The organism is Schleiferia thermophila (genome assembly GCF_003337435.1).
GTDB classification, from domain to species: Bacteria; Bacteroidota; Bacteroidia; order Flavobacteriales; family Schleiferiaceae; genus Schleiferia; species Schleiferia thermophila.
Map to the genome: position 1 here is coordinate 15,972 of NZ_QPJS01000007.1, position 21,255 is coordinate 37,226.

The window sequence follows — 21,255 nt, forward strand, 5'->3', positions numbered from 1 at the left end:
CCAATCAAAACACTTTAAACTGAAGGACAATGTATACGTTGATAAAAAATTTACTGTTTTTGCTGGATCCGGAGCGGGCTCATTACATGGCGATGGATTCTTTAAAATTGGCTCGTCAGCTGCCGGGTGGTGAGTTGCTGCTCAGGTTACTGTTTAATGCAGAGGAGTTCAGACCGTTTGAATGGAAAGGGTTGACTTTCAGACATCCGGTGGGGCTGGCAGCTGGATTTGACAAAGATGGCCGGTATCTCAGAGAGCTTGCCTGTCTGGGTTTTTCGTTTATAGAGGCCGGGACGGTGACACCGCTGCCTCAACCGGGAAATGCAAAACCCCGACTTTTCAGACTGCCGAAAGATCAAGGCCTGATCAATCGGATGGGTTTTAACAATCGCGGAGTGGTGGAACTCAGGTCGCGTTTGCTGAGGTCGAGACCCAAGGGAATGGTGATAGGTGGTAACATAGGGAAGAACAAACTGACGCCAAATGAAGAAGCACAAAGGGACTACCTTACGTGCTTTGAAGCCCTGCATGACCAGGTTGATTATTTCACCATCAATGTGAGCTCGCCCAATACACCCGGTCTGCGGGATTTGCAGGAGAAGAAACCCCTGGAAAACATCATCACGGCGCTAAAAAGGCACCCTTTGCAACGCGAAAAATATCGCCCCATACTCCTGAAGATAGCACCAGACCTGACCGAGGGGCAAGTGGATGACCTATTGGAAGTAATGCACAACACGGGCCTTGACGGAGTGGTGGCAACCAATACCACCATTAGCCGAGATGGGTTGAAGACACCGGCAGATCGACTTAAAGCCATAGGCGCTGGAGGATTGTCGGGTGCACCGCTGAGGGAAAGATCTGACCGCATCCTGAGTCAGCTGGCCAAAGGATTGCCTCAGGAGGTCTTGCTAATTGGAGTCGGAGGTATATTTGAAGCAGAGGATGTCCGCCGGAAGCTCGATTTAGGGGCACATCTGGTACAGGTGTACACGGGGTTTGTATACGAGGGGCCGACTTTGGTAAAACGCATGATTAAAGAACTGAAAAGCAATGGAAAAAACTAAATTAAGCGTTAACATCAATAAAATAGCCACCCTGCGCAATTCGAGAGGTGGCAATGTACCCGACGTGCTTCAGGCGGCTATCGATTGCCAGCGATTTGGTGCAGAAGGCATTACCGTACATCCACGCCCGGATGAACGGCACATTCGCTACAGCGATGTACGAGCCATACGGCCGATTATTACGACCGAATTCAATATTGAGGGATATCCATCAGAGAAGTTTCTGCAGCTGGTCGAAGAGGTCAGACCACATCAGGTAACGTTGGTACCGGATCCACCTGATGCCCTCACATCCAATGCCGGATGGGACACACAAGCACATCTGGATTTTTTGAAAGAAGTAATAGCCCGCATCAAAGCCACCGGGGCAAGGGTTTCCCTTTTTGTAGAGACAAATGAAGAAGACATCAAAGGAGCAGCTCTGGCAGGTGCTGACCGCATTGAGCTTTACACGGAAGACTATGCCAGGGGATACAACAAAGACCCTGAAAATGCCGTGGCACCCTACGCCGTATGTGCAGCCATAGCGCACTCTTTAGGCCTAGGCGTAAATGCCGGCCACGACCTGAATCTGGATAATCTGCGCTATTTCGTAGCTCAGGTACCGCATCTACTGGAAGTAAGCATCGGGCATGCGCTGATTTCGGATGCGCTCTATTACGGGTTGGAAAACACCATACAAATGTATCTGAGACAGATCGCACTGGGACATCAGGACAAGCAGGCGCAATCTTCCGAAAGTACTTCAGTAGCTGACTGAGGGCAGCGCCGTGAGCCTTCAGGAATTGGATTCGGATTCATCGGTCGGATTCATCGGTTGTTTCGGAGCTGCTTAGCTTATGGGTGGTGGGATTGTACTTGCCTTTAAGATCGTCATGAAGGGAATTTTTCCAGAGAGGGATACCCGTAAAGTACGAAACCCTTCCGATCAGATGCGCACCTACCGGCGAAGTGAGAAATACAAAAAAGACAATGGCCAATACCCGGCTCACGATGGATTCAGTACCAAAATGTACGGCTGCTGATGCGAGCATCAGACCGATGCCGAGGGTTACGGCTTTGGTAGTCACGGAAATGCGCAGATAGATATCGGGCATTTTTACAAAGCCAATGGCTGCCAGCAGAATGAATAAGGCGCCTAAAGTAGACAATCCAAGGATGAGAAGTTCGTTCATTCCTGTTTATTTTTCTTTTCAATGTAATAACTAAAGGCTACAGTGCTTAGAAAAGCTATAAGTGCGAGCACCATGGCAATATCGAGAAACGGTGCCCGATCACTCACAATGCTGTAAATGGCTATGATGCCTATGCCGATGGTGATCAGCAAATCCACTGCTACAATGCGGTCAGGCATGGAAGGCCCCTTCAGAAAACGGTAAAACACCAGCAGCATGCTGATGACCAAAATGGGAAGAATTACAAAGTATAAGTAGTCTTGTACGGTCATCGGGTCAGTTCTAAGATTCTGCGTTCGAAGCCCTGTTTGATAGAGCGTATAAATTCTTCTTTGTCTTTGACAAACATGCCGTGTACGTAGAGTACCTTTTTGTCGTCGCTCACATCGAGACTAAGCGTGCCGGGAGTGAGTGATATCAGGTTTGCAAGCAGGGTGATTTCCAGACTGGTGGTTACATCGAGTGGAATGCGCACGATGCCGGGAGCCATATAGCTTTTTGGTGTGATCACATCATAGGCCACCTGCAGATTGGCTTTAAGCAGCTCGTAGAGAAAGAAAAAAAAGAATGCTATGACCCGGGGGACCAGGATGAAGTATTTCTGGCCAGAGTCGTTGCCGGAGCCAAGCCCACGGCTGATCAGCCAGAGAATAAAATAGCTCAGTATAAAACCGAAGAGGAAATTTTTCACAGAAAGAGCTCCCGTAAGGGCCACCCATACAAAGGCCAGAAGATTGTTCATCAAAAATTTTGCTCTCATTGTTGTTCAGCAGATTTATCAGGCAATACGGTTTGAATGTAGTTTTTTGGATTCATCAGCTCAGAAGCAATTTTTTGGGATATCCTATGCACATCGGCAGCTCTGAAAGCGATAATCAGAGATACGGCTGACAGTAGCGCAATAGGGGTTATGTATTGAATTTTTTCAGCGAGTGTGAAGAGGTGCCAAAACCGGAAGTTAGGTCTTTCGGGCAGATTCTCTGCCGGGCGCCAGAAGACTTCGGCCCAAACTCTGGCGATCACCAGCAAAGTGATCACGGTGCCAAAAGCCAAACAAATGGTAATGAAAGAGCCTCCTTCGAGGTATGCAGCTTTAAAAAGGTCAATTTTTGGCCAGAATCCGGACAAAGGCGGTACTCCTACCAGTGAAAACAACGGAATGGCCAGCAGGAGAGACAGCCGTGGATAGTACTGATAAAATCCTCCTAATCTGTCGATGTGGTGAGTTCCCTGCACCCGATACAGCAATCCTGAGACCATAAAAAGATTGGTTTTGACTACGATGTCGTGTATCATGTAAAAAACTGCTCCGGTAACGGCTAGCTCGGTATGAATGCCAAGTGCAATCACCATGTAGCCTATATGGCTGATAATCAAATAAGAAAAAATTTTTCGCACGTTGGTCTGGACCATAGCCCCTAACGAGCCGGTGATGATGGTGAGCCCGGCCAGGATAATCATAAGGGTATCGATAATAGGGTCTTCAAAAAAGACCAGAGTAAATACTCTGAGCATGGCATAGACCCCCAGCTTGGTCAGCAGCCCTCCAAATATGGCTGCAATGGCTGCCGGAGGTGTGTGGTAGGAGGCTGGCAGCCAGAAATACAAAGGAAAGATTGCCGATTTAATTCCAAAGCCTACCAGAAATAAAATGGCTGTGACCTCTACCAGCCCTTTATTGGGTATGGCGGCAACTTTGAGGGCCAGATCGGCCATGTTGAGCGTTCCCGCCAGGCCATAGAGTACTCCGATGGCTGTAAGAAATATCGTGGAAGCCAAAATATTCAGTGTAAAATATTTCACTGCACCCTCCAGCTGTGGTTTTTCACCACCTATGGTGAGCAACACAAAGGAGGAGATGATGATGATCTCAAACCATACGTATAAGTTGAAAATATCGCCCGTGAGAAAAGCCCCGTTTAATCCGGCAAACAGCAGATGCATAATGGGAAAATATCCGAACCGCATGCGGGCCTCCACGATGTTGGCCAGCGAAAAGAGACTTACGGCAAGTCCGGAAATTGAGGTAATGAGAACCAACACCGCCGAAAAGGTATCGCTGACAAAGACAATTCCGAAGGGTGCGGGCCATTTGCCTGCATTCATCGTTAAAATGCCTTGGCGATAGACTTCTGTCAGCAACCACGAGGCAATCAGAACTTGTATCACATTGCCCGATACGCTCAATTTGCGCTGTAAACGGGGATTAAACCAACTGAACATCTGGGCAACGGCGATGAGAAATTGCCACAGGACAGGTACTATTACAAGATTTGATGTCATAGATCGTCGTCGATGGTGTTTACAGTATCAAGGTCATCTGAATGCAATGCCTGATACACCTTTTTGAATAGCACGATGGCAAATGCCTGCAGTCCGAAACTAATTACAATGGCTGTCAGAATCAATGCCTGCGGTACAGGGTCTGCATACAATTCTGTGAGTACTTTGGCATCTGCCGGTATAATTGGTGGTTTGCCTTTGGCGATGCGCCCCAGCAGGAAGATGAGGATGTTGGCTCCGTTGCCAATGAGGATCAGCCCAATAATCAGCTTTACCATGCTACGGCGAAGCATCATAAAAAGGCCTGCACCATAGAGCAAACCTGTGACGATGGCAAGTAAGATTTCCATATCAGGCTACTTCTGCAAGTGTGAAAATGATCGTAAGACTAACACCCACAACGACCAAATACACCCCAATGTCAAAAAAAAGCGGTGTGCCGACCAGTCCAATCACATCCAGAGGTTCTTTCATCCACTGAGCTGCCATAAAGGGCTCTTTTTTTATCACCATTGGATACAAGCCGCTCAGAAGAGATACCGAAAGGCCGAGTGGCATCAAAAATCCCGGGTGAATGCGCAGTAAGTGTTTTGTCTCATTGAGACCATTGGCAAAACTGTGGAGCACAAAGGCGATGGAAGCAATCAATCCTCCCACAAAGCCACCTCCGGGCAGATAGTGCCCACGCAATAAAATGAAAACGGAAAACAACAGCAACAAAGGAAGAAGATAGTCCGACGCTTTTTTTAGGATGATGCTTTTCATTATTCCCAGGTTTTTTCATTGTCTTTTAATCTCAGCTTCATCAGCCCGAATACGCCGAGAGCGGCAATGGTAAGAACTGTGATTTCGACCATGGTGTCTGCTCCCCTGAAGTCCACAAGAATTACATTCACTACATTTTTGCCTTTAGCCAGCAAATACGAGTTTTCGGCATAAAATTCAGAAATTTCCCGGTTGACAGGCTCATTGATTACTTCAAGACAGAGTACAGTAATCATCAGACCAAAAAGCAAGGAAATCACGGCATCGCGTATTTTCACTACATTCGAGGAAATATTGATGTATCTAGGCAGTTTGTAGAGCACCAAAACAAAGAGAATGACGGTAAGTGTATCAATGGAAAACTGTGTCATAGCCAGATCGGGTGCGCTGTAGAGTACAAACATCAGACTGATGGAGATGCCAAGGACCCCCATTGCTGCCACAGCGGCCAATCGCGATTTTGCCAGCAGGATGTAAAAAATGCTGAAAATCATCAGCAGAAGAATGACTGCTTCGTACAAGGTGACTTCTGATATTTTTTTAAAATCAATGTAAATATGCACCCCATGGTAAAAGGAATAGCCAACCAGGGTCAACAAGAAAACCATTATGGTCATCACATACCACCTCAGATACCCGTTTTGAAGAATATCGGTATACCACCGACTCAGCCATTTGGTTACAGACAGGAATTTTTCATAAATAGCCACTGAGGAGTAGGACAATTTTTCCACCTTAAGTGCAATGCTTTGCCCGGGCACCAACCGGGAGTAGAGCACAATTCCGCCGGCAATCGTAGCCAGGGAGAGGAAAAACACTGTGTTAAACCCGTGCCAAAGTTCTAAATGCACCTTTATGGTATCTCTACCGGCTGCCTCTACCAGTGCATGTACCATTTGTTCGGCTCCAGCCGGCCATATACCGAATATCAAAGTTCCGGCGGTAAGGACATACACCGGCAGTTGAAGCCAGAGTGACACCGGGTGTTTCAAAGTATGAGAGGCTTCCCTGCCGCTGAAAAAAGGCCTGAACCCCACCCAAAAACCAGCTGCAAACAGCAAAAGACCGGTGATAAAGGCGGCTGCAATGGGCACCGGAGAAGTTTCGGCGTGAAGAGCACTTTCGTACATCAGCTCCTTGCCAATGAAACCAAATGTAAGAGGCACCCCGCCGTGACTTAATGCTGCCACTGCACCGGCTACCGCCACTCCCGGCATCACATGCCTCAGCCCGTGCAGAGCAGTCACATCGCGGGTATGCGCTTCATGATCTACTATGCCCGTAACCAGAAACAGCGCGGCCTTGTACAAGGCGTGTACCAGTATAAATGCAGCTGCCGCTACAAGCCCTTCGTTACCCCCGATGCCCGTCAGAAACACCAAAATACCAAGTGCGCTGAGGGTAGTGTAGGCAAGTATGCTTTTCATATCCGTAAAAAAAAGCGCTTGCGCGGCACTGTACACCATACTTACTCCACCGACTGTCATGAGCAGAGGTTTCCAAACAGGAAGTGCGGAGTATATAGGATACAATTTCAGCAAGAGAAAGACGCCTGCTTTGACCATCGTAGCCGAATGCAGATAGGTGCTTACGGGCGTTGGTGCCTTCATAGCTCCGGGCAGCCAGAAGTGAAATGGAAACTGTGCTGATTTAGTAAAAGCAGCCAATATAAACAGCCAAAAAGCTATCCGGCCGGCCTGGCTGGCCAAGACAGTTTCCCGCTGGTCCAGCAATGCCTGAAAGGAAAAGCTCCCCGTCACCGTAGAGATCAGCACTGCTGCAATCAGCAATCCTACACCCCCCAGTCCGGTGATGGTAAGAGCTCTGAGAGCTGCCTTGCGCGACTCCCGATCTTCATAGTGAAAACCAATCAGAAAAAACGATGATACGCTGGTCAACTCCCAAAACATAAACAGCATAATCAGATTATCGCTCACCACAAGACCCAGCATAGCCGTCATAAAGAGCGACAAAAAGCCGAAAAATCGGAATTTTTCGGGATGTCCTTTCAGGTAATAATGCGAATAAGCAAAGACCAAAGTACCAATACCACTGATCAGCAAAGCAAACATGCGGGAAAGGCCATCTACCCTCCACTCGAAATGCACCCCCATGCCCTGCTGCCAGCTCACAAGCCCCAGAGCGGGTACCTCTGATCCAAAAAATACGGCAAAATATGTAAAAACCGCTAAAGGCACTAAAAAGAAAAAGGCGCTGAAGCCATCCCTGAGGTAATCTTTGAAAATTACTAAAAACAAAGACAGCATGCCCCCAAGCAACACAGCGATGAGCATCATATAATTACCAAATCCTGTTTCCAACGGCAATACTAAAGAAATTTAAACACCGCAGCAAATTAAAAAAGGATGAAGGAAGAATCTCCGGTTCGGAAGCTTTTAAGAGCACAAGAAGACAGGCTGCCAAGAGATGCTCTGCCTGAATATAATTTGTTTTTGGCTTTTGGTAGCGGAGTTAAAGAGGGTATCCGGCTAAGTTGTTTGTGGTTTTAAGAACCTTTTGATTCAAAAAGCAGAGCAAGTTTATCAGGGGGGAGGGGGTGAAAGGTAATTCTCTCGAATTTCGTCGGACAAGGGGTTTTTCAGGATTTTTGTATTTTAAGGGGTCTTGCGTGCCGATAGGTTTGTTTATGCAGTTGGTCTTGTTTTTTCGGGATTTTCGGTTTGATTTCAGATGAGTTGTAAGGCCGGCGATGAGATGTTTGAAATTGAAGTGGCCAATCTACCGGAATATGCGTAAGTGGTTTTGATAATCGAAGGAGGGTTTCTGGCTGCATTTTGTTGAGCGGAACCAGAAACCCGTGCATCTGTCGTGCACTTCATCAGACTTGTAGTTATGAGGAGCGTATGTGCACCCGGAAATGCCGGTGCGGCTGTACAGGTTTTTCCAATGGTTTTTGAAATGATTTTTACTACATCGGATTATCGATTTAAAGGAAACATTTTGAGCTATTTAAGATCAATGTAATGCGTTTATACAGGAAGCGGAGGCGAATTTCGGAAATTGGAAAGTACGGTGTACTTCTTAAGCTTCATACAGCGATGCTCATGGATCAATGAACCTGATGACTTGTGAAAAAGCCGGTGAAAGCTTTGGGCGATCATTCTGACAAGTGAAGTAGAGACGAAAACCTTTCCCAGAGCGGCCATCAGGCAGTTTCTGATTTTTGAAAATTCAGCGCAAGGTGTCTGAAGCAAGGGGTGGGTCGGGGCAGTATGAGGTCAGAGCAGCAGTCGTTTTGGCCCGGGAAATCGGTCAGGGGAAGTGGTGTAGAGGAGTTTAAGATGGCGGCTGGTTGAATTTTGCGGTATTTCGGCTGGGATGGTCCATTGCGGGTGTGATACCCTGCGGGTGTGACCTTGAGGGAGGGGTAGTGCGTGAGGGATGCGGAGGGCGCCCGCAGGGTGGTGCGCAGCGCAGCGGAGCACGGGAGCGAAGCGTACCCCGGAGCAGCCCGACCCCGCGCGGTAAGGCCGCGAGGCCGGCGCGCGGGGGCACGCCCAGGAAAAAATTAAAATGAATTATTTAAGGCGTCTGCCGGTGCGGTCTTTGCCGGCTTTTTCGCGCCATTCGCGCAGGGAGTTTTGGATCATGTCGGCGTAGGAGAAGGGTCGGTTGGCGGCTTTGGCCTGTTCGTTGCCGAGCTTGAGGGCTGTGTTGCCGGCATTGATGGCTTCGGTGAAGTTGCCACGGCGGGCTAGGATTTCGCCACGGAGGTAATGGCTGTACCAGTTGTCTGGGCTGAGCTCGATGGAGCGGTTGATGTAGTCGAGGGCGCGGTCGAGATGGATGTTTTTGTTCAGGAAGTATTGGGCGGAGTTTCGGTATACACGCCAGTCGCGGCTGTTTTCTTTAATGGCGCGTTCGATGTTGGCCATGGCAATGTTATCGACTTCTACCTGGAGGTTGATGGGGATTCGGGTGTTTTCCCAGGCGAGGGTGAGGGTGGCGGTGTTTTCGCCGATGTTGTCGATGGAGATGGTGAAGGTTTCGGTGGGTTCGGGAGCGTCGGCAGGAGTGACGTCAAATCTGAGGGCGTCTTTTTTAGGGTCGTAGCCGTCGGCGCCCCAGAGGGTGGTGTCGGTGGTGAGGATGATGGTCCAACGATCGGGGTTGGGTATGGTGAGCAGGCCGTATTTGCCGGCGCGGAGTTGTTGGCCTTCGAGGGTGATGTCGGTGCTGAAGGTTATGAGGGTGATGCGGTTGGCTCCGGTGCGCCATATCTGGCCGTAGGGGACAAGCTGGCCAAAGATTGCTCTTCCGCGGGCGGAAGGGCGGCTGTAGTCGATGGTAATGTCGGTGAGGCCTACGCGTTGTAGGAGGTAGGCTTTGGGGCTGGGTTGGGGGAGCTCCTGGGCGCTGAGCAATGTGGTGAGGGTGAGCAGTGTGAGAATGGTTCGAATTGGTGTCATGATCTTTTATTTAGTTGATGGCAAATTAACTGTAGGATATCGGATCGGGTTCAGGGGGAGATGCAATTCTTTACGCTGGTATAACAGGTGCGGGTGTAAGTTTGCATCGGAATCGATTATCGTTTGGCATGAATTCATTAGTTGTGACCTGGGATGTGTCCAGGATTTTGGTGGATTTGGGGGTGGTGGAAATCAGGTATTACAGTGTATTGTTTGCGCTTGGTTTTGTGCTGGGGTATTTTATCATGAAGGGGATTTTCAGGGAGGAAGGTGTACCCGCAGATAAGCTGGATACGCTGCTGACTTATGTGGTAATAGCTACTGTAATTGGGGCACGACTGGGGCATGTGTTTTTTTATCAATGGGACTACTACAGTCAGCATCCGGAGGAGATTCTGATGATTTGGGAGGGAGGACTGGCCAGCCATGGGGCTGCCATCGCCATCATGGTGGCCTTGTGGATTTACTCGAAGAGAGTGTCGAAAAGGTCTTTTTTCTGGATTATCGACCGGGTGGTTATAACGGTAGCACTGGCGGGTAGTCTGATTAGATTGGGGAATCTGATGAATTCAGAAATTTATGGTAAGCCGACAAATGGAAAGTTTGCATTTGTATACGTAAACCCGGTGAGGGAGGTGTTTGACCGATTTTTTGGGAGCGAGGTGAAGGAAATCGAAATAGTGAAGACGGATGAGTGGGTGGAAACGGATTCTTTGAAAATGCCGGTGTACGCGGTGAAGCTACGGCTTGATGAGCGTATTGCTCCAGAAATGGTGACAGCTCATCTGAGCGGAAGGCTTTTGCCTTATCTGAGGCATTTGGATAGCGATGAACAGAATTTAGTGCCCTATGAGGGGAGTGTGCCTGAGGTGGTGCACAATGGCACGAATCCTCAAGTGGTTGTGAAGCTACTGGGAGTGCCAAGGGTGCCAAGCCAGATAGTGGAAGCTGTAGCATATCTGTTGATATTTTTAGTGCTTTGGCTGATGTTTTTTAAGACGCCAATGAGGCAAAGGGAGGGCTTTACCTTTGGGATGTTTCTGGTGCTGGTGTTTGGCTTCAGGATTGGAGTGGAGTTTTTCAAGGCCAATCAGGTGGCCTTCGAAGATGAGCTTATGCTCAATGTGGGTCAATATCTGAGCATTCCGCTGGTGCTGGCAGGGGCAGCTGTGGTGGTGTATTCGCTGACTAATAAACCTGTACAAAAGTGATGAGGAATGTAATACTTGCTGCAGTAGGACTGATGGTAGTGGCTACGGCATGCACAACCTCTGACGAGCAAAGCAATGAGGTAAACACGCAAAGGGTGTACGAGCCAAAATTCAGACATGATGGATATTTGTGGATATTGGACGGAAGCGCCAAGGATACCATCGCTTTGCTGGAGATTGAAGTGGCGGTTTCGGATGAAGAAATTCAGTATGGCATGATGTATCGCAGGTCAATGGCTGAAAACCGGGGGATGCTTTTTGTGATGAAAAACGAGCGGCCGCAATCTTTTTGGATGAAGAACACGTACATACCTCTGGACATTGTTTATATCAATAGTCAAAAGCGGATTGTGAGTATACAAAAGGAAGCTGAGCCGCTGAGCGAGCGCTCATTGCCTAGTTACGAACCCGCTCTGTATGTATTGGAGGTAAATGCCGGATACTGCGATCGCCATGGAGTGAAAGTGGGGGATTTGGTACTTTTTGAATACAACCGCTGAGAACAATGCGCATCGTAAGCCTTGTGCCATCGCTTACGGAATATCTCTATCACCTTAAGGCCGATGTAGTGGGAATTACAAAATTCTGCATTCATCCGGAAGAGTGGTACCACACGAAGCCAAGGGTAGGAGGCACAAAAAACCCAAATCTTGAACAAATAAAGGCACTAAAACCTGACTTGGTCATAGCCAACCGGGAAGAAAACCGCAAGGAAGATATCGAACACCTGAAGAGGGATGTTCATGTGCTGCTGACCGACATTGTAACGCTGGAAGATGCCTACCGCACCTTATACCACATTGGTGAAGCTGTGGGCAAATCAGCTGAGGCAGAGGCCATTCTTGCTGAAATCAAGCATCGCTGGGAGGGATTGAAACATTGTCTGCCTCCCTGGCGGACACTCTACCTTATCTGGAAGAGACCTTACATGGCAGCAGGTAGGAACACGTATATACACCACGTGATGGAGCATGTAGGGTTGGTAAATGTAGTCAAAGAGGAAAGATATCCTAAGCTAAGCACAGAGCAGATCATTGAGTTGGAACCAGAGCTGGTATTGCTCTCGTCTGAGCCATATCCATTCAAAGACAAGCATATAGAAGAGTTTCAGTCCATGGTACCGAAGTCGGCAATAAGGCTGGTAGATGGCGAAGCCTTCAGCTGGTATGGCTATCGGATGATTCCAGGGGCAACGTATATTTACCAGTTGAAAAAAGAGCTGACGCAGAACAACAGAAATTTTTAACAATAGCTATGAGAAATTTTCATGCATTGCTGGCGATTGCATTTCTTCTACTGTTTTCATGCAGGAAATCCGAAAATCAGGCTGAAAAAGACGATGAATTAATTCGCCGGTATCTTGCTGAAAATAATATTGAGGCTACTCGCACAGCCAGCGGCCTTTATTATTGGATACAGGAACAGGGCAATGGTCCCTTCCCTACGATAAGCTCCCGCGTGAGGGTAGTGTACAAAGGATATCTGCTTGATGGGACGGTGTTTGATGAGACAGATCCGGCCGGTTTGGAATTTGATATGGCAGGTCTGATTAGGGGTTGGCAAGAGGGTCTTACTTTTTTTAGGGAAGGGGGCAGGGGAAAGCTATTTGTGCCTTCTCATTTGGGATATGGTGCGCAGCAGGTGGGAAACATTCCGCCAAACAGTGTCTTGATTTTTGATATTTTTTTACTAAAAGTCAGGTGAATTCTGAAACAGAGAAACAAAATCTCTACAATAAACAACGGGGAAAAAACTCGCGGATAGTGCCGGTAGTACCATGCCTTAATTTTAATCTTTGTTAGCCTTATTTTTTTTGAAATTTGACCTTTGCATAAGTCTTCAATGAAAAATCCTAAGAGTCAACAGCTGACCATATACAATACCCTTACGGGACAGAAGGAGAGATTCGAACCTCTGAATCCACCCTATGTGGGCATGTATGTATGCGGGCCGACTGTGTACAACGATGTGCACCTGGGCAACTGCCGGACATTTATATCCTTTGATGTAGTGTTTCGCTACCTGCAGCACTTGGGCTACAAGGTGCGATACGTGCGCAATATAACCGATGCGGGTCACCTGGAAAATGATGCAGATGAGGGCGAGGATAAAATTGCTAAGAAAGCGCGGCTCGAACAGCTCGAGCCCATGGAAGTGGTGCAAAGGTACACAGTGGGATTTCACCGCATCATGGAGCGCTTTAATGTGTTGCCCCCCTCCATTGAGCCGACTGCTACCGGGCACATTGTAGAGCAGATTCAGCTAATCCGCAAAATACTGGACAAAGGTCTGGCCTACGAGGTCAACGGCTCTATTTACTTCGATGTCAAAAAATATATGGAATCGGAGCCTTATGGTGAGCTAAGCGGCAGAAATGTCGATGAACTCATCGCTGGAACTCGGGAGTTGGAAGGTCAGAGCGAAAAACGCAGTCCTTTGGATTTTGCACTCTGGAAAAAGGCATCGCCTACCCATATCATGCGCTGGGAGTCTCCCTGGGGTGAGGGGTTTCCGGGCTGGCATCTGGAATGCTCTGCCATGAGTACCAAATATCTGGGCGAACAGTTTGATATCCACGGCGGGGGGATGGATTTGAAGTTTCCTCACCATGAGTGCGAAATAGCCCAATGCAAAGCTGCGAATAACAAAAAGCCTGTCCGCTACTGGATGCATGCCAATATGCTCACGCTCAACGGCAAACGAATGAGCAAGAGTACAGGCAATACCCTGCTACCTCAGGAGATTTTCAGTGGACAGAATGCGTTTCTTTCCAAACCCTACTCCTCAGCTGTGGTGCGGTTTTTCATATTGCAGGCTCACTACCGAAGCCCGCTTGACATCAGCGATGAGGCCCTTCAAGCTTCGGAGAAAGGTTTCAGGAGATTGATGGAAGCCAAAGAGACCCTTAGCCATCTAAAGGCTGGTACGGTGTCCGACTGGGATGTTCAATCTGCCATGGCCAGAGTCTATGAAGCGATGAATGATGATTTCAACACTCCGGTGGCCATTGCTGAGCTTTTTGAGATCGTCCGCTACATCAACCTGATGAAGGCTGGTGAACAACACCTCTGTGAAAAGGACTTAACGGAATTAAAAGACTTTTTTCACCGGATGGTAGAGGATGTCCTGGGTCTGAAAGACGAGCAACGGTCGATGCTGGATACCGCGCGTTTGGACGCTGTGATTCAGGTGCTTATCGATATGAGACAAAAGGCAAGACAGGACAGAAATTATGCTTTGGCGGACCAGATAAGAGACCAGCTGCTAAAAGCCGGTATTCAGCTCAAGGATACCAAAGAAGGAACCACCTACACTTTGCTATGAAGTGGCTAAAACTGGTAGGTCGGGGACTGTCGCATTTGTTGATTTTACCGGTGAGAGGGTATCAATATCTGATATCACCTTTATTTCCAAAAGTTTGTCGCCACACTCCCTCTTGCTCAGAATATATGGTGGAAGCATTGAAGATATGGGGTCCATTTAAAGGGCTCTGGCTGGGTCTGCGACGATTAATGCGTTGCCATCCCTGGGGTACCTGGGGATACGATCCGGTGCCGAAACCACCGCACACCAATAAAGACTGATTCTCACAGGGTGCTCAATATTTGAAGGCCTTTCTTTATCATTTTATCGACCACTTCCTCAGGCTTTGAGGAGAATTCCCCTGTGATTCTATTGGCCAGAATAGCATTGAGCGACACAGCTCTATGCCCCAAAAGGCGGCTGAGCGCATAAATTCCGGCGGTTTCCATTTCAATGTTTGTGAGGCCAAGGTCGGAAACAAAATCTGCTTCGCTGCGCAATGCGCTGAGTTTGGAAGGGATTCTGATGCTCCTGCCTTGAGGACCGTAAAATCCGGAAGCCGTGAGTGTAATTCCTGGTATAAAACCCTCATTGGTAAATATTTCAACCAGACGTTCATCTCCTATGGCATGGTAAGCCATCACGCCGGGCGCCAATTCTCTAAGGTTTCCAAAATCATAGCCTGTTTGCAGACCGTCAATACCCCATGCAGACGTGCTCACCAGCAGAGTTCCCACGGGATAGTTGCTTCTGATGGCACCTGAGGTGCCCATCCGGCAGATAATGAGACTGCGAGGAAAGGGATGTGGTACGCGTTCTGGAAGGAGCACATTGGTGAGAATATCCAGTTCGTTGAGTACTATGTCCACATTGTCGGTACCTATCCCTGTAGAAATTACGGTCATCGGACGTCCGGCAAAGGTGCCTGTAATGGTGTAAAACTCCCGATACTGCCGTTTGACGCGTATGCTTTCAAAATGTTGTACAACTTGCTCTACCCTGCCGGGGTCACCCACAGTGATGATTAAATCAGAAATCTCCCCCGGATGCAGATGAAGATGGTATACCGAATGGTCGTCATTGAGAATAATCTCTGATAAGTGTAACATAAGCTAATTCAAACAGGGATGCAAAAGTATGCGTCAAGATGCCCTGCAATCGGCTGGTTGGTCGAATCGATATCAAATGCTAATTGATTACTTAAGGGTTTTAAAACCTGTATTGATGAATTTGATAACTTCACTGTTAAAAGTTTCGGAACCTTCCCACTGAACAAAGTGACCACACCGGGGAATCATAACCAATGTTGAACGGGGTAAGCGTTTGTAACCTGCCTGAGCTACATCTTTAGTTCTGCCCGGATTGAGAAACCGGTTAGGAATCAGATTATCGTTCTCGCCGAAAATTACCAGCACAGGTTGGATAATTTTTGGTAGCAAATCGAAAACTGGCTGATTTACCATGCCTTGTATACTTTTGGGAATAATGAAGCAATATCCGTCAAAATCCGTGGCAAAACGCATGGCCAGGCGATCGCGGATCATAAAATCAGCGTCTTTCGGAAATTTGTAAAAGTTATAGCCGAAGTTGGTCTGAATGGTCTGTGCGGGTGTGAGTGCTGTGCTGCGAGCAGTGACAACTTCTCTAAACCACTGTTTCTGCCCCTCGTGAAAGGTTTCAAATCCTGCAGGTGCTGCCAGAACCAGGGCTTTTATCCGCTCAGGATACCTCAAGGCAGTGACCATGGCAATCTGTCCACCCATTGAATGGCCAACCAACACAACTTGCCTGATGCCTAATTTATCGACCAATGAAATGACGGCATCGGAAAAGAATTCCATTGATCCTTCATATATACCCTTGGATGACTTTCCGTATCCCGGGAGGTCTACTGCTATGCATCGGTAATATTGGCGGAGGACTTCCACATTTTTTTTCCATGCAGGCAGATAACTTCCTAATCCGTGAATAAATAACAAGGTTTCAGGTCCAGTGCCTTCATCGGCATAGGCTATTGTAATATTATTGTCGATATTGAGTTTTTTGACTGGAAAAGGATATTGAAGCTCATCAAAGGAAGAGATGCGCTGATAGTTGTCCATAGAAGTAATAAGTTGAGCAATGCTGTAACTACAAGCCATCAGGCCTAAATGGAGAAAGAGTATCTTTTTCATGGAATTCGTTTTTAAAACAACAACCAACGGTAGACGAAAAACAGAGTCCAGGGATTGACAGGTCGTGCACTGACCCCACCATTTACCAACGGGCTGTCGTAGAAGTCACCCAACCACAAATAAGCTCCATGCAGTTCAAGGTTCATAAACACTTTTGGAGTGTACTGGACCCTGAAATTGATTTCCTGACCTATAATGAAGCCACCATTTCTGGGAGCAACATTACTCAGGGCAAACGCTCCTCCGATTTTTCCATTGAGCTTGTGAGGAATAAAATCCTTTTGGGCATTGAGCATCAGCCCTGTGACGCCAAATCCAAGGTTTGATGGATCAGTAACAGCCGCCACAAATCGATTCACCACATTCCCATGGGGAAACAGAATATAAGCGCCGTGACTGATGTAGAGACTCACCGGGGAGCCCCAGGTATTTCCGGTGAGTATTCCGGAATATTTGTTATCGTTGAGTGAATTGGCATCACCAGATGTATACACGGCGTCGAAATGTAGGATGTCGCCGAGTGTTTGTCCATATTTGTAAGCCAACCTTATGTTGGCAGCATATCCTCCAATGTCGGCTCTTTTATAGAAGTTTCCATCCTGAGCCAGCGTATCAACTCTTCCAAAATTATAATTAAAAAAACCATTGAATGCCCAGGGTGCCATGGCATGGTCGGCATTGTAGTTGAAAATGGTACCTAACCAGCCAATATCGGCCTTGTAGGAGCTACTAAGGGGGAAGCGGTAGGTGCCATTGTAATCATTAAGTACTGAATTAAGTCCCTGACCCAATATTGAAGGTCCTCCTTCACCATTACCCCGATCGCGCACATAGTCAGCACTGAGGGCCACACGCCAGAATCGTGCTACTTCACGTTCGTACATCCATTCAAAGCGTTGTACATCATCATCGTCCTGAGGATTGTTTTCGTAAAACTGCCAAAATCCAAATTTCATGCGGTCAAAATCCCCATCGTAGCGAACGCTGATTCCTGATGCATCTGTACCCCAATAAAAAAGGCGGTATCCGGTGTTGGTTAGTTGTTCAAAAAGGGTGAGGTAAGCATTGCCTGGGTGGTCAAACATGCGCTGAAGACCCAACAGTACTGACCAACGACGAAACGGAAGTAATTCAAGCTGAATATTTTGCGTTTGAATATTAACCTGGTCGGCAGATAGACCTCCACCGAAATTACCACCAACTCCATATGCAACATCTCCCCAGGTAAAGTCAATTTCAAAAGAGGTTCGGAGAATTGCTTTGCCATTGAGTAATTTGGGAGAGTATATTAAAAATGGGAGCAGTCGTTGTTCAAAATATTTGGCTTTTAATTCGTTGGAGGTATTGGTGGTGTTTTGTCCAAAGAGCCTTCCAAAAATCTGACCTCTGAGAAAATCATTTGTCGGAAAATAGTTGCCAGTCACATATTGGTTGTAAAACAGCGCAAAGACTTGAAGCTCTTTATCGGCTTTTTTAGGGATTGACCTGTCCAGCTCTTTTAAGGAAGGTGGCTGCACCTGTGTATACGTAGTAAAATGATCTAGCAATAGAACAAGGAGAAGCAATTTCCTAATCATATTCAGGGTTTTTAGGGCAGAAAAAAAGCTGATAAGATCCTTCCGGGGCATCTTACCAGCTCACCATTACTGTGGAATCATTGAATTCTCACATAAGTCTGAACGTTCGCTTGCCCCAGAGCACCTCCATTGGTACTGCCAAAACCACCTTGTGGAGTAGGAGGTACGGCCTGAATATCAGGTTGGGTTTGTACAACTTCGTATTTCATCGTGTTGCCGGTGATTTCAAATATTCCTTCGCTGATTAGGGCCGATGGTTGGGTTTGCTCCAGGCGAATGGTCCAAATGTTATTTACATTGCTCTTGGCTTGTGTATAAGTACCCGAAAGAGTTGGAAGTTGAGCTCCATCCTGGTTCCACTGTCGAACTTCATAGGTGTTATTGCTGCGGAATTCTACCCAAATGGAGTCGACCTGAAATAAAGCTACCAAAAGAGGAGCCACATTGCTTTTAGACGATTGCCAAATTCCCTGTAGCCCGATGGGCTGATTGTTACCATTGTTATCGTTGTTGTCTTGTTTTTTACAGGCACTGAAGACAAGGATCAAGGATATACCTGCTACCAAAATGTTGTTGATTTTTTTCATTTTCTGCTTGTTTATTATTGATGTAAAGTTAAGGAGAGATTAAGAAAAACTTGAATTACTTGCCGATAAGCACTATTATTGACATAATTGATTTTATCTGTAAAAATAATGATATATCATTCAATACGAGCGATATAGAATTCTGAAATAATAATGGACATTGACTGACAGTAAGAAAAGGTTTCTTTAAGCAGTCAGTTTGCAACAAGTAAAATTACTTTTTAGATCTAGAAAATTTGTTTCATACTTGCAGGTGAAAAATATCAAATACCATGAACAAACCAAAGTTAGTTGCCGGCAATTGGAAAATGAATACCACTTTGTCTGAAGGCATTGCTTTGCTGGAATCCATCATTAAAGGTGTGAAACTATTGAAAACCAATACCAAGATTGCTATAGCGCCTCCTTTCACTCATTTATCCGAATTTAGAAAGGCATTAAAAAATACTGATGTTTGCTTGGCTGCTCAGAATGTGAGCGATAAACTGCAAGGAGCCTTTACAGGTGAGATTTCTGCATTAATGCTCAAAGATCTTGGGGTAAAGAAAGCAATCGTAGCGCATAGCGAGAGGAGACAATATTTTGGCGAGACAAACGAAAGTGCCTTGTTTAAAATCAAAACCCTGCTCAAACAAGACATACATCCTATCTATTGTGTGGGTGAGCTTCTTGAGGACAGAGAAAGAGAAAGGCATTTTGAAGTAGTAGAAGAGCAAATAACAACAGTGTTGTATCAATTAACGGAAGAAAAACTGCCAAAGCTTACCATAGCATATGAACCAGTCTGGGCTATTGGTACCGGTAAGACTGCAACTCCTGAGCAAGCGAATGAAATGCATGAATTTATTCGTGCTGTTATTGCAAAACGGTTTGGGGAAGACTTAGCAGGGCAGGTAATGATTCTATACGGCGGAAGCGTCAATTCCGGTAATGCCAGTGCTTTAATGGCTCAACCTCAGATAGATGGCGCATTGGTGGGAGGTGCTTCGCTCAAGGCGGAAGAGTTCATTGCTATCATTAAAGCAGCAGGTTAGAAAAAAATAATTTCATTGAACAACTGGAGACTATCACTTTTTTTAGGCCGGAGATTAAGCTTCAGTAAATCTGAAAGCAACAGCTTTTCGGGGCCAGTGGTCCGATTGGTTACTATGGCAGTGGCAGTGTGTTGCGTAGTCATGCTCATTGCCATAGTGACCGGTACTGGCCTCCAGCAGGAGATTAAAAATAAAATCTACAGTTTCAGAGGGCATATTCAGGTCAAAAAATACATAGACGAGTCTGACCTGAGAGAAAGTGAGAGTATCAAACTCACAGACGAGATGCTTTTAGCCATCAGCAGTCATGAGGCAGTAAAATTTATTCAAAGTTCCGCTTACAGAACAGCTGTCGTGAAGTCGTCTGAATTTTTTGACGGTGTAGTTCTCAAAGGAATTGACAGAGATTTTAATTCCGAAAATCTAGGCTTTTATCTCCAAGAGGGGAGAATATTTTCTATGACAGAAAAAGATATTTCCGATAGTCTGGTCATTTCCTCACACCTGGCCAGGGTCTTGGCAGTATCATTGGGTGACAGAGTGGCTGTCTATTTTATTAGAGAATCTCCTAAACCCCCATTGCTCAGATACCTTTACATATCAGGGATTTACGAAACAGGTGTTGAGGATGTAGACAAGCAATTTGCCTATGCTGATATGCGATTGATCAGAGAAGTTAACCGATGGAACGAAAATGAAGTAGGATCTCTCGAAATATTTTTAAAAAAAGGCTATGACCCTCAAATGGTAGCTTTTGAACTGGAAGGACTCTTGCCCTATGATCTTCAGGCACAGCCGGCAGAGGACGCTTTCAGGCAATTGTTTCAATGGATGAGCCTTTTTGATATAAATATCCTGATTATCATCATTGTAATGGTTGTAATTTCAGCCATTAACCTGAGCTCCGCTCTGATGATTCTCATTGTAGAGCGTACGCGGATGATAGGTATGCTAAAAGCACTAGGGGCAGAAAATGGTTTGATATTTAAAATTTTTCTCTTTAAAGCATTTGTGATATTGAGCAGAGGCCTTTTAATGGGTAACCTTGTAGCCTTGGGGTATGCACTTATACAAAAGAAATTTAAGCTGATAAAGTTAGATCAGACTGCATATTTTGTAGATAGTGTACCTGTTTACTTCCAATGGAATTGGATTTTGTACGTGAATGCAGGTACTCTGCTCATTTGTTTGTTGATGATGCTCTTACCGGTTCGGTATATTTCACGTATTCCAGCCACCAAAGTCCTTAAATTTGAATAATTTCCAATGATAGTCTTTATGTTATGACTCTTGAGAAAGAGAAATTTTTAAATGATAACCATAGGTCGGTATTTTCTAAAGAAGCGCTATTGCTCATATAATTGGTTACCTGTGTTTGTGCATTCTATGAATTGATTGGGCGAAGTGTAGATCTGATAAGGACGATTTCTTGATTAGTTGGTACATTTTTTAAGGAGATTTAGGGTAATTATTTGCATAAAAATTTGATATACAAATAGATGTAAAAATTGCTTAAAAATATTTACATTGTGCTTGCGCAAAAAGAAAACACGCCTTTACCTTTGCAGCCCGTTTTTTTAGAAGCGGGTAGTTCTTTGGAGAGGCGAATTGGGAGGCGAGAAGGCAAAAGAAGTGTTAAACAGGGATAT

The 21,255-nt window shown here is 46.3% G+C and carries 23 protein-coding genes; 10 read left to right on the top strand and 13 right to left on the bottom strand.

Annotated features, from left to right (window positions below; genetic code table 11):
- Nucleotides 1-29: 29 nt before the first annotated feature.
- Both DES35_RS10740 and DES35_RS10745 read left to right on the top strand, forming a co-directional pair.
- Nucleotides 30-1,067: a quinone-dependent dihydroorotate dehydrogenase gene (locus tag DES35_RS10740; RefSeq protein ID WP_114366543.1), complete on the top strand. Its 1,038-nt coding sequence runs from the start codon at nt 30-32 to the stop codon at nt 1,065-1,067.
- Nucleotides 1,054-1,827, top strand: a complete 774-nt coding sequence (locus DES35_RS10745; RefSeq protein WP_051889300.1) for a pyridoxine 5'-phosphate synthase — start codon at nt 1,054-1,056, stop codon at nt 1,825-1,827. The genes DES35_RS10740 and DES35_RS10745 overlap by 14 nt, the downstream gene beginning before the upstream one ends.
- Before the next feature lie 37 nt (nt 1,828-1,864).
- On the opposite strand, the gene mnhG is transcribed toward DES35_RS10745, so the two are convergent.
- The 9 genes from mnhG to DES35_RS10785 form a co-directional block, all read right to left on the bottom strand.
- On the bottom strand, nt 1,865-2,242 hold the full coding sequence (gene mnhG, locus DES35_RS10750) for a monovalent cation/H(+) antiporter subunit G (RefSeq protein WP_114366544.1): 378 nt from the start codon (nt 2,240-2,242) through the stop codon (nt 1,865-1,867).
- Entirely contained in the window at nt 2,239-2,514 is a 276-nt protein-coding gene (locus DES35_RS10755) for a cation:proton antiporter (RefSeq protein WP_114366545.1), read from the bottom strand. The genes mnhG and DES35_RS10755 overlap by 4 nt, the downstream gene beginning before the upstream one ends.
- On the bottom strand, nt 2,511-3,002 hold the full coding sequence (locus DES35_RS10760) for a Na+/H+ antiporter subunit E (RefSeq protein ID WP_114366546.1): 492 nt from the start codon (nt 3,000-3,002) through the stop codon (nt 2,511-2,513). Before DES35_RS10760 ends, DES35_RS10755 begins: the two co-directional genes overlap by 4 nt.
- Nucleotides 2,999-4,525 carry a proton-conducting transporter transmembrane domain-containing protein gene (locus tag DES35_RS10765; RefSeq protein WP_114366547.1) on the bottom strand — a complete coding sequence of 509 codons (1,527 nt, stop codon included), beginning with the start codon at nt 4,523-4,525 and terminating at the stop codon, nt 2,999-3,001. The genes DES35_RS10760 and DES35_RS10765 overlap by 4 nt, the downstream gene beginning before the upstream one ends.
- Nucleotides 4,522-4,875, bottom strand: a complete 354-nt coding sequence (locus tag DES35_RS10770; RefSeq protein ID WP_037358587.1) for a Na+/H+ antiporter subunit C — start codon at nt 4,873-4,875, stop codon at nt 4,522-4,524. The genes DES35_RS10765 and DES35_RS10770 overlap by 4 nt, the downstream gene beginning before the upstream one ends.
- Nucleotide 4,876: 1 nt before the next feature.
- Entirely contained in the window at nt 4,877-5,290 is a 414-nt protein-coding gene (locus DES35_RS10775; RefSeq protein ID WP_037358584.1) for a Na+/H+ antiporter subunit B, read from the bottom strand.
- The gene (mbhE, locus tag DES35_RS10780; RefSeq protein WP_307718909.1) at nt 5,290-7,617 is read right to left on the bottom strand and encodes a hydrogen gas-evolving membrane-bound hydrogenase subunit E; all 2,328 of its coding nucleotides are present in this window, start codon (nt 7,615-7,617) and stop codon (nt 5,290-5,292) included. The genes DES35_RS10775 and mbhE overlap by 1 nt, the downstream gene beginning before the upstream one ends.
- Nucleotides 7,618-7,977: 360 nt before the next feature.
- A complete protein-coding gene (locus DES35_RS11590) occupies nt 7,978-8,130 on the bottom strand; it encodes a hypothetical protein (RefSeq protein ID WP_160171974.1) in 153 nt (50 codons plus the stop codon).
- Between the two features lie 699 nt (nt 8,131-8,829).
- Nucleotides 8,830-9,720 carry a DUF2911 domain-containing protein gene (locus tag DES35_RS10785; protein ID WP_114366548.1) on the bottom strand — a complete coding sequence of 297 codons (891 nt, stop codon included), beginning with the start codon at nt 9,718-9,720 and terminating at the stop codon, nt 8,830-8,832.
- A gap of 128 nt (nt 9,721-9,848) precedes the next feature.
- Between DES35_RS10785 and DES35_RS10790 the strand changes: the two genes are divergently transcribed.
- The 6 genes from DES35_RS10790 (at nt 9,849) to yidD (ending at nt 14,515) form a co-directional block, all read left to right on the top strand.
- Nucleotides 9,849-10,931 carry a prolipoprotein diacylglyceryl transferase gene (locus tag DES35_RS10790; RefSeq protein WP_114366549.1) on the top strand — a complete coding sequence of 361 codons (1,083 nt, stop codon included), beginning with the start codon at nt 9,849-9,851 and terminating at the stop codon, nt 10,929-10,931.
- Nucleotides 10,931-11,431 (top strand): DUF192 domain-containing protein, encoded by a 501-nt coding sequence (locus DES35_RS10795; protein ID WP_114366550.1) that lies wholly within the window; start codon nt 10,931-10,933, stop codon nt 11,429-11,431. The genes DES35_RS10790 and DES35_RS10795 overlap by 1 nt, the downstream gene beginning before the upstream one ends.
- Before the next feature lie 5 nt (nt 11,432-11,436).
- Nucleotides 11,437-12,177 carry a helical backbone metal receptor gene (locus DES35_RS10800; RefSeq protein WP_114366551.1) on the top strand — a complete coding sequence of 247 codons (741 nt, stop codon included), beginning with the start codon at nt 11,437-11,439 and terminating at the stop codon, nt 12,175-12,177.
- Nucleotides 12,178-12,185: 8 nt separating this feature from the next.
- Nucleotides 12,186-12,635 carry an FKBP-type peptidyl-prolyl cis-trans isomerase gene (locus DES35_RS10805; protein WP_114366552.1) on the top strand — a complete coding sequence of 150 codons (450 nt, stop codon included), beginning with the start codon at nt 12,186-12,188 and terminating at the stop codon, nt 12,633-12,635.
- A 138-nt stretch (nt 12,636-12,773) separates the two neighbouring features.
- The gene (cysS, locus tag DES35_RS10810) at nt 12,774-14,255 is read left to right on the top strand and encodes a cysteine--tRNA ligase (protein WP_114366553.1); all 1,482 of its coding nucleotides are present in this window, start codon (nt 12,774-12,776) and stop codon (nt 14,253-14,255) included.
- Nucleotides 14,252-14,515 carry a membrane protein insertion efficiency factor YidD gene (gene yidD, locus DES35_RS10815; protein ID WP_037358571.1) on the top strand — a complete coding sequence of 88 codons (264 nt, stop codon included), beginning with the start codon at nt 14,252-14,254 and terminating at the stop codon, nt 14,513-14,515. The genes cysS and yidD overlap by 4 nt, the downstream gene beginning before the upstream one ends.
- Nucleotides 14,516-14,518: 3 nt before the next feature.
- Here yidD and DES35_RS10820 read toward each other — a convergent pair whose 3' ends face one another.
- The 4 genes from DES35_RS10820 to DES35_RS10835 all read right to left on the bottom strand — a co-directional run bounded on the left by DES35_RS10820 (nt 14,519) and on the right by DES35_RS10835 (nt 18,572).
- Nucleotides 14,519-15,343, bottom strand: a complete 825-nt coding sequence (locus DES35_RS10820) for a nucleoside phosphorylase (RefSeq protein WP_114366554.1) — start codon at nt 15,341-15,343, stop codon at nt 14,519-14,521.
- A gap of 87 nt (nt 15,344-15,430) precedes the next feature.
- Nucleotides 15,431-16,408, bottom strand: a complete 978-nt coding sequence (locus tag DES35_RS10825) for an alpha/beta fold hydrolase (protein ID WP_211306554.1) — start codon at nt 16,406-16,408, stop codon at nt 15,431-15,433.
- A gap of 11 nt (nt 16,409-16,419) precedes the next feature.
- Complete coding sequence (locus DES35_RS10830) at nt 16,420-17,985, bottom strand: hypothetical protein (RefSeq protein ID WP_114366556.1); 1,566 nt, start codon at nt 17,983-17,985, stop codon at nt 16,420-16,422.
- A gap of 77 nt (nt 17,986-18,062) precedes the next feature.
- Nucleotides 18,063-18,572 carry a hypothetical protein gene (locus tag DES35_RS10835; RefSeq protein WP_114366557.1) on the bottom strand — a complete coding sequence of 170 codons (510 nt, stop codon included), beginning with the start codon at nt 18,570-18,572 and terminating at the stop codon, nt 18,063-18,065.
- A gap of 272 nt (nt 18,573-18,844) precedes the next feature.
- On the opposite strand from DES35_RS10835, the gene tpiA reads away from it, so the two are divergent.
- Entirely contained in the window at nt 18,845-19,606 is a 762-nt protein-coding gene (gene tpiA, locus DES35_RS10840; protein WP_114366558.1) for a triose-phosphate isomerase, read from the top strand.
- A gap of 15 nt (nt 19,607-19,621) precedes the next feature.
- Nucleotides 19,622-20,866 (top strand): ABC transporter permease, encoded by a 1,245-nt coding sequence (locus DES35_RS10845; RefSeq protein WP_037358563.1) that lies wholly within the window; start codon nt 19,622-19,624, stop codon nt 20,864-20,866.
- The last annotated feature ends 389 nt before the right edge of the window (nt 20,867-21,255 follow it).

Excerpts from the sequence above, each read along its gene's own strand:
- DES35_RS10740 (WP_114366543.1), top strand. The coding sequence starts at position 30 with ATGTATACGTTGATAAAAAATTTACTGTTTTTGCTGGATCCGGAGCGG.
- DES35_RS10745 (WP_051889300.1), top strand. The coding sequence starts at position 1,054 with ATGGAAAAAACTAAATTAAGCGTTAACATCAATAAAATAGCCACCCTG.
- mnhG (WP_114366544.1), bottom strand. The coding sequence starts at position 2,242 with ATGAACGAACTTCTCATCCTTGGATTGTCTACTTTAGGCGCCTTATTC.
- DES35_RS10755 (WP_114366545.1), bottom strand. The coding sequence starts at position 2,514 with ATGACCGTACAAGACTACTTATACTTTGTAATTCTTCCCATTTTGGTC.
- DES35_RS10760 (WP_114366546.1), bottom strand. The coding sequence starts at position 3,002 with ATGAGAGCAAAATTTTTGATGAACAATCTTCTGGCCTTTGTATGGGTG.
- DES35_RS10765 (WP_114366547.1), bottom strand. The coding sequence starts at position 4,525 with ATGACATCAAATCTTGTAATAGTACCTGTCCTGTGGCAATTTCTCATC.
- DES35_RS10770 (WP_037358587.1), bottom strand. The coding sequence starts at position 4,875 with ATGGAAATCTTACTTGCCATCGTCACAGGTTTGCTCTATGGTGCAGGC.
- DES35_RS10775 (WP_037358584.1), bottom strand. The coding sequence starts at position 5,290 with ATGAAAAGCATCATCCTAAAAAAAGCGTCGGACTATCTTCTTCCTTTG.
- DES35_RS11590 (WP_160171974.1), bottom strand. The coding sequence starts at position 8,130 with ATGAAGTGCACGACAGATGCACGGGTTTCTGGTTCCGCTCAACAAAAT.
- DES35_RS10785 (WP_114366548.1), bottom strand. The coding sequence starts at position 9,720 with ATGACACCAATTCGAACCATTCTCACACTGCTCACCCTCACCACATTG.
- DES35_RS10790 (WP_114366549.1), top strand. The coding sequence starts at position 9,849 with ATGAATTCATTAGTTGTGACCTGGGATGTGTCCAGGATTTTGGTGGAT.
- DES35_RS10795 (WP_114366550.1), top strand. The coding sequence starts at position 10,931 with ATGAGGAATGTAATACTTGCTGCAGTAGGACTGATGGTAGTGGCTACG.
- DES35_RS10800 (WP_114366551.1), top strand. The coding sequence starts at position 11,437 with ATGCGCATCGTAAGCCTTGTGCCATCGCTTACGGAATATCTCTATCAC.
- DES35_RS10805 (WP_114366552.1), top strand. The coding sequence starts at position 12,186 with ATGAGAAATTTTCATGCATTGCTGGCGATTGCATTTCTTCTACTGTTT.
- cysS (WP_114366553.1), top strand. The coding sequence starts at position 12,774 with ATGAAAAATCCTAAGAGTCAACAGCTGACCATATACAATACCCTTACG.
- yidD (WP_037358571.1), top strand. The coding sequence starts at position 14,252 with ATGAAGTGGCTAAAACTGGTAGGTCGGGGACTGTCGCATTTGTTGATT.
- DES35_RS10820 (WP_114366554.1), bottom strand. The coding sequence starts at position 15,343 with ATGTTACACTTATCAGAGATTATTCTCAATGACGACCATTCGGTATAC.
- DES35_RS10825 (WP_211306554.1), bottom strand. The coding sequence starts at position 16,408 with ATGAAAAAGATACTCTTTCTCCATTTAGGCCTGATGGCTTGTAGTTAC.
- DES35_RS10830 (WP_114366556.1), bottom strand. The coding sequence starts at position 17,985 with ATGATTAGGAAATTGCTTCTCCTTGTTCTATTGCTAGATCATTTTACT.
- DES35_RS10835 (WP_114366557.1), bottom strand. The coding sequence starts at position 18,572 with ATGAAAAAAATCAACAACATTTTGGTAGCAGGTATATCCTTGATCCTT.
- tpiA (WP_114366558.1), top strand. The coding sequence starts at position 18,845 with ATGAACAAACCAAAGTTAGTTGCCGGCAATTGGAAAATGAATACCACT.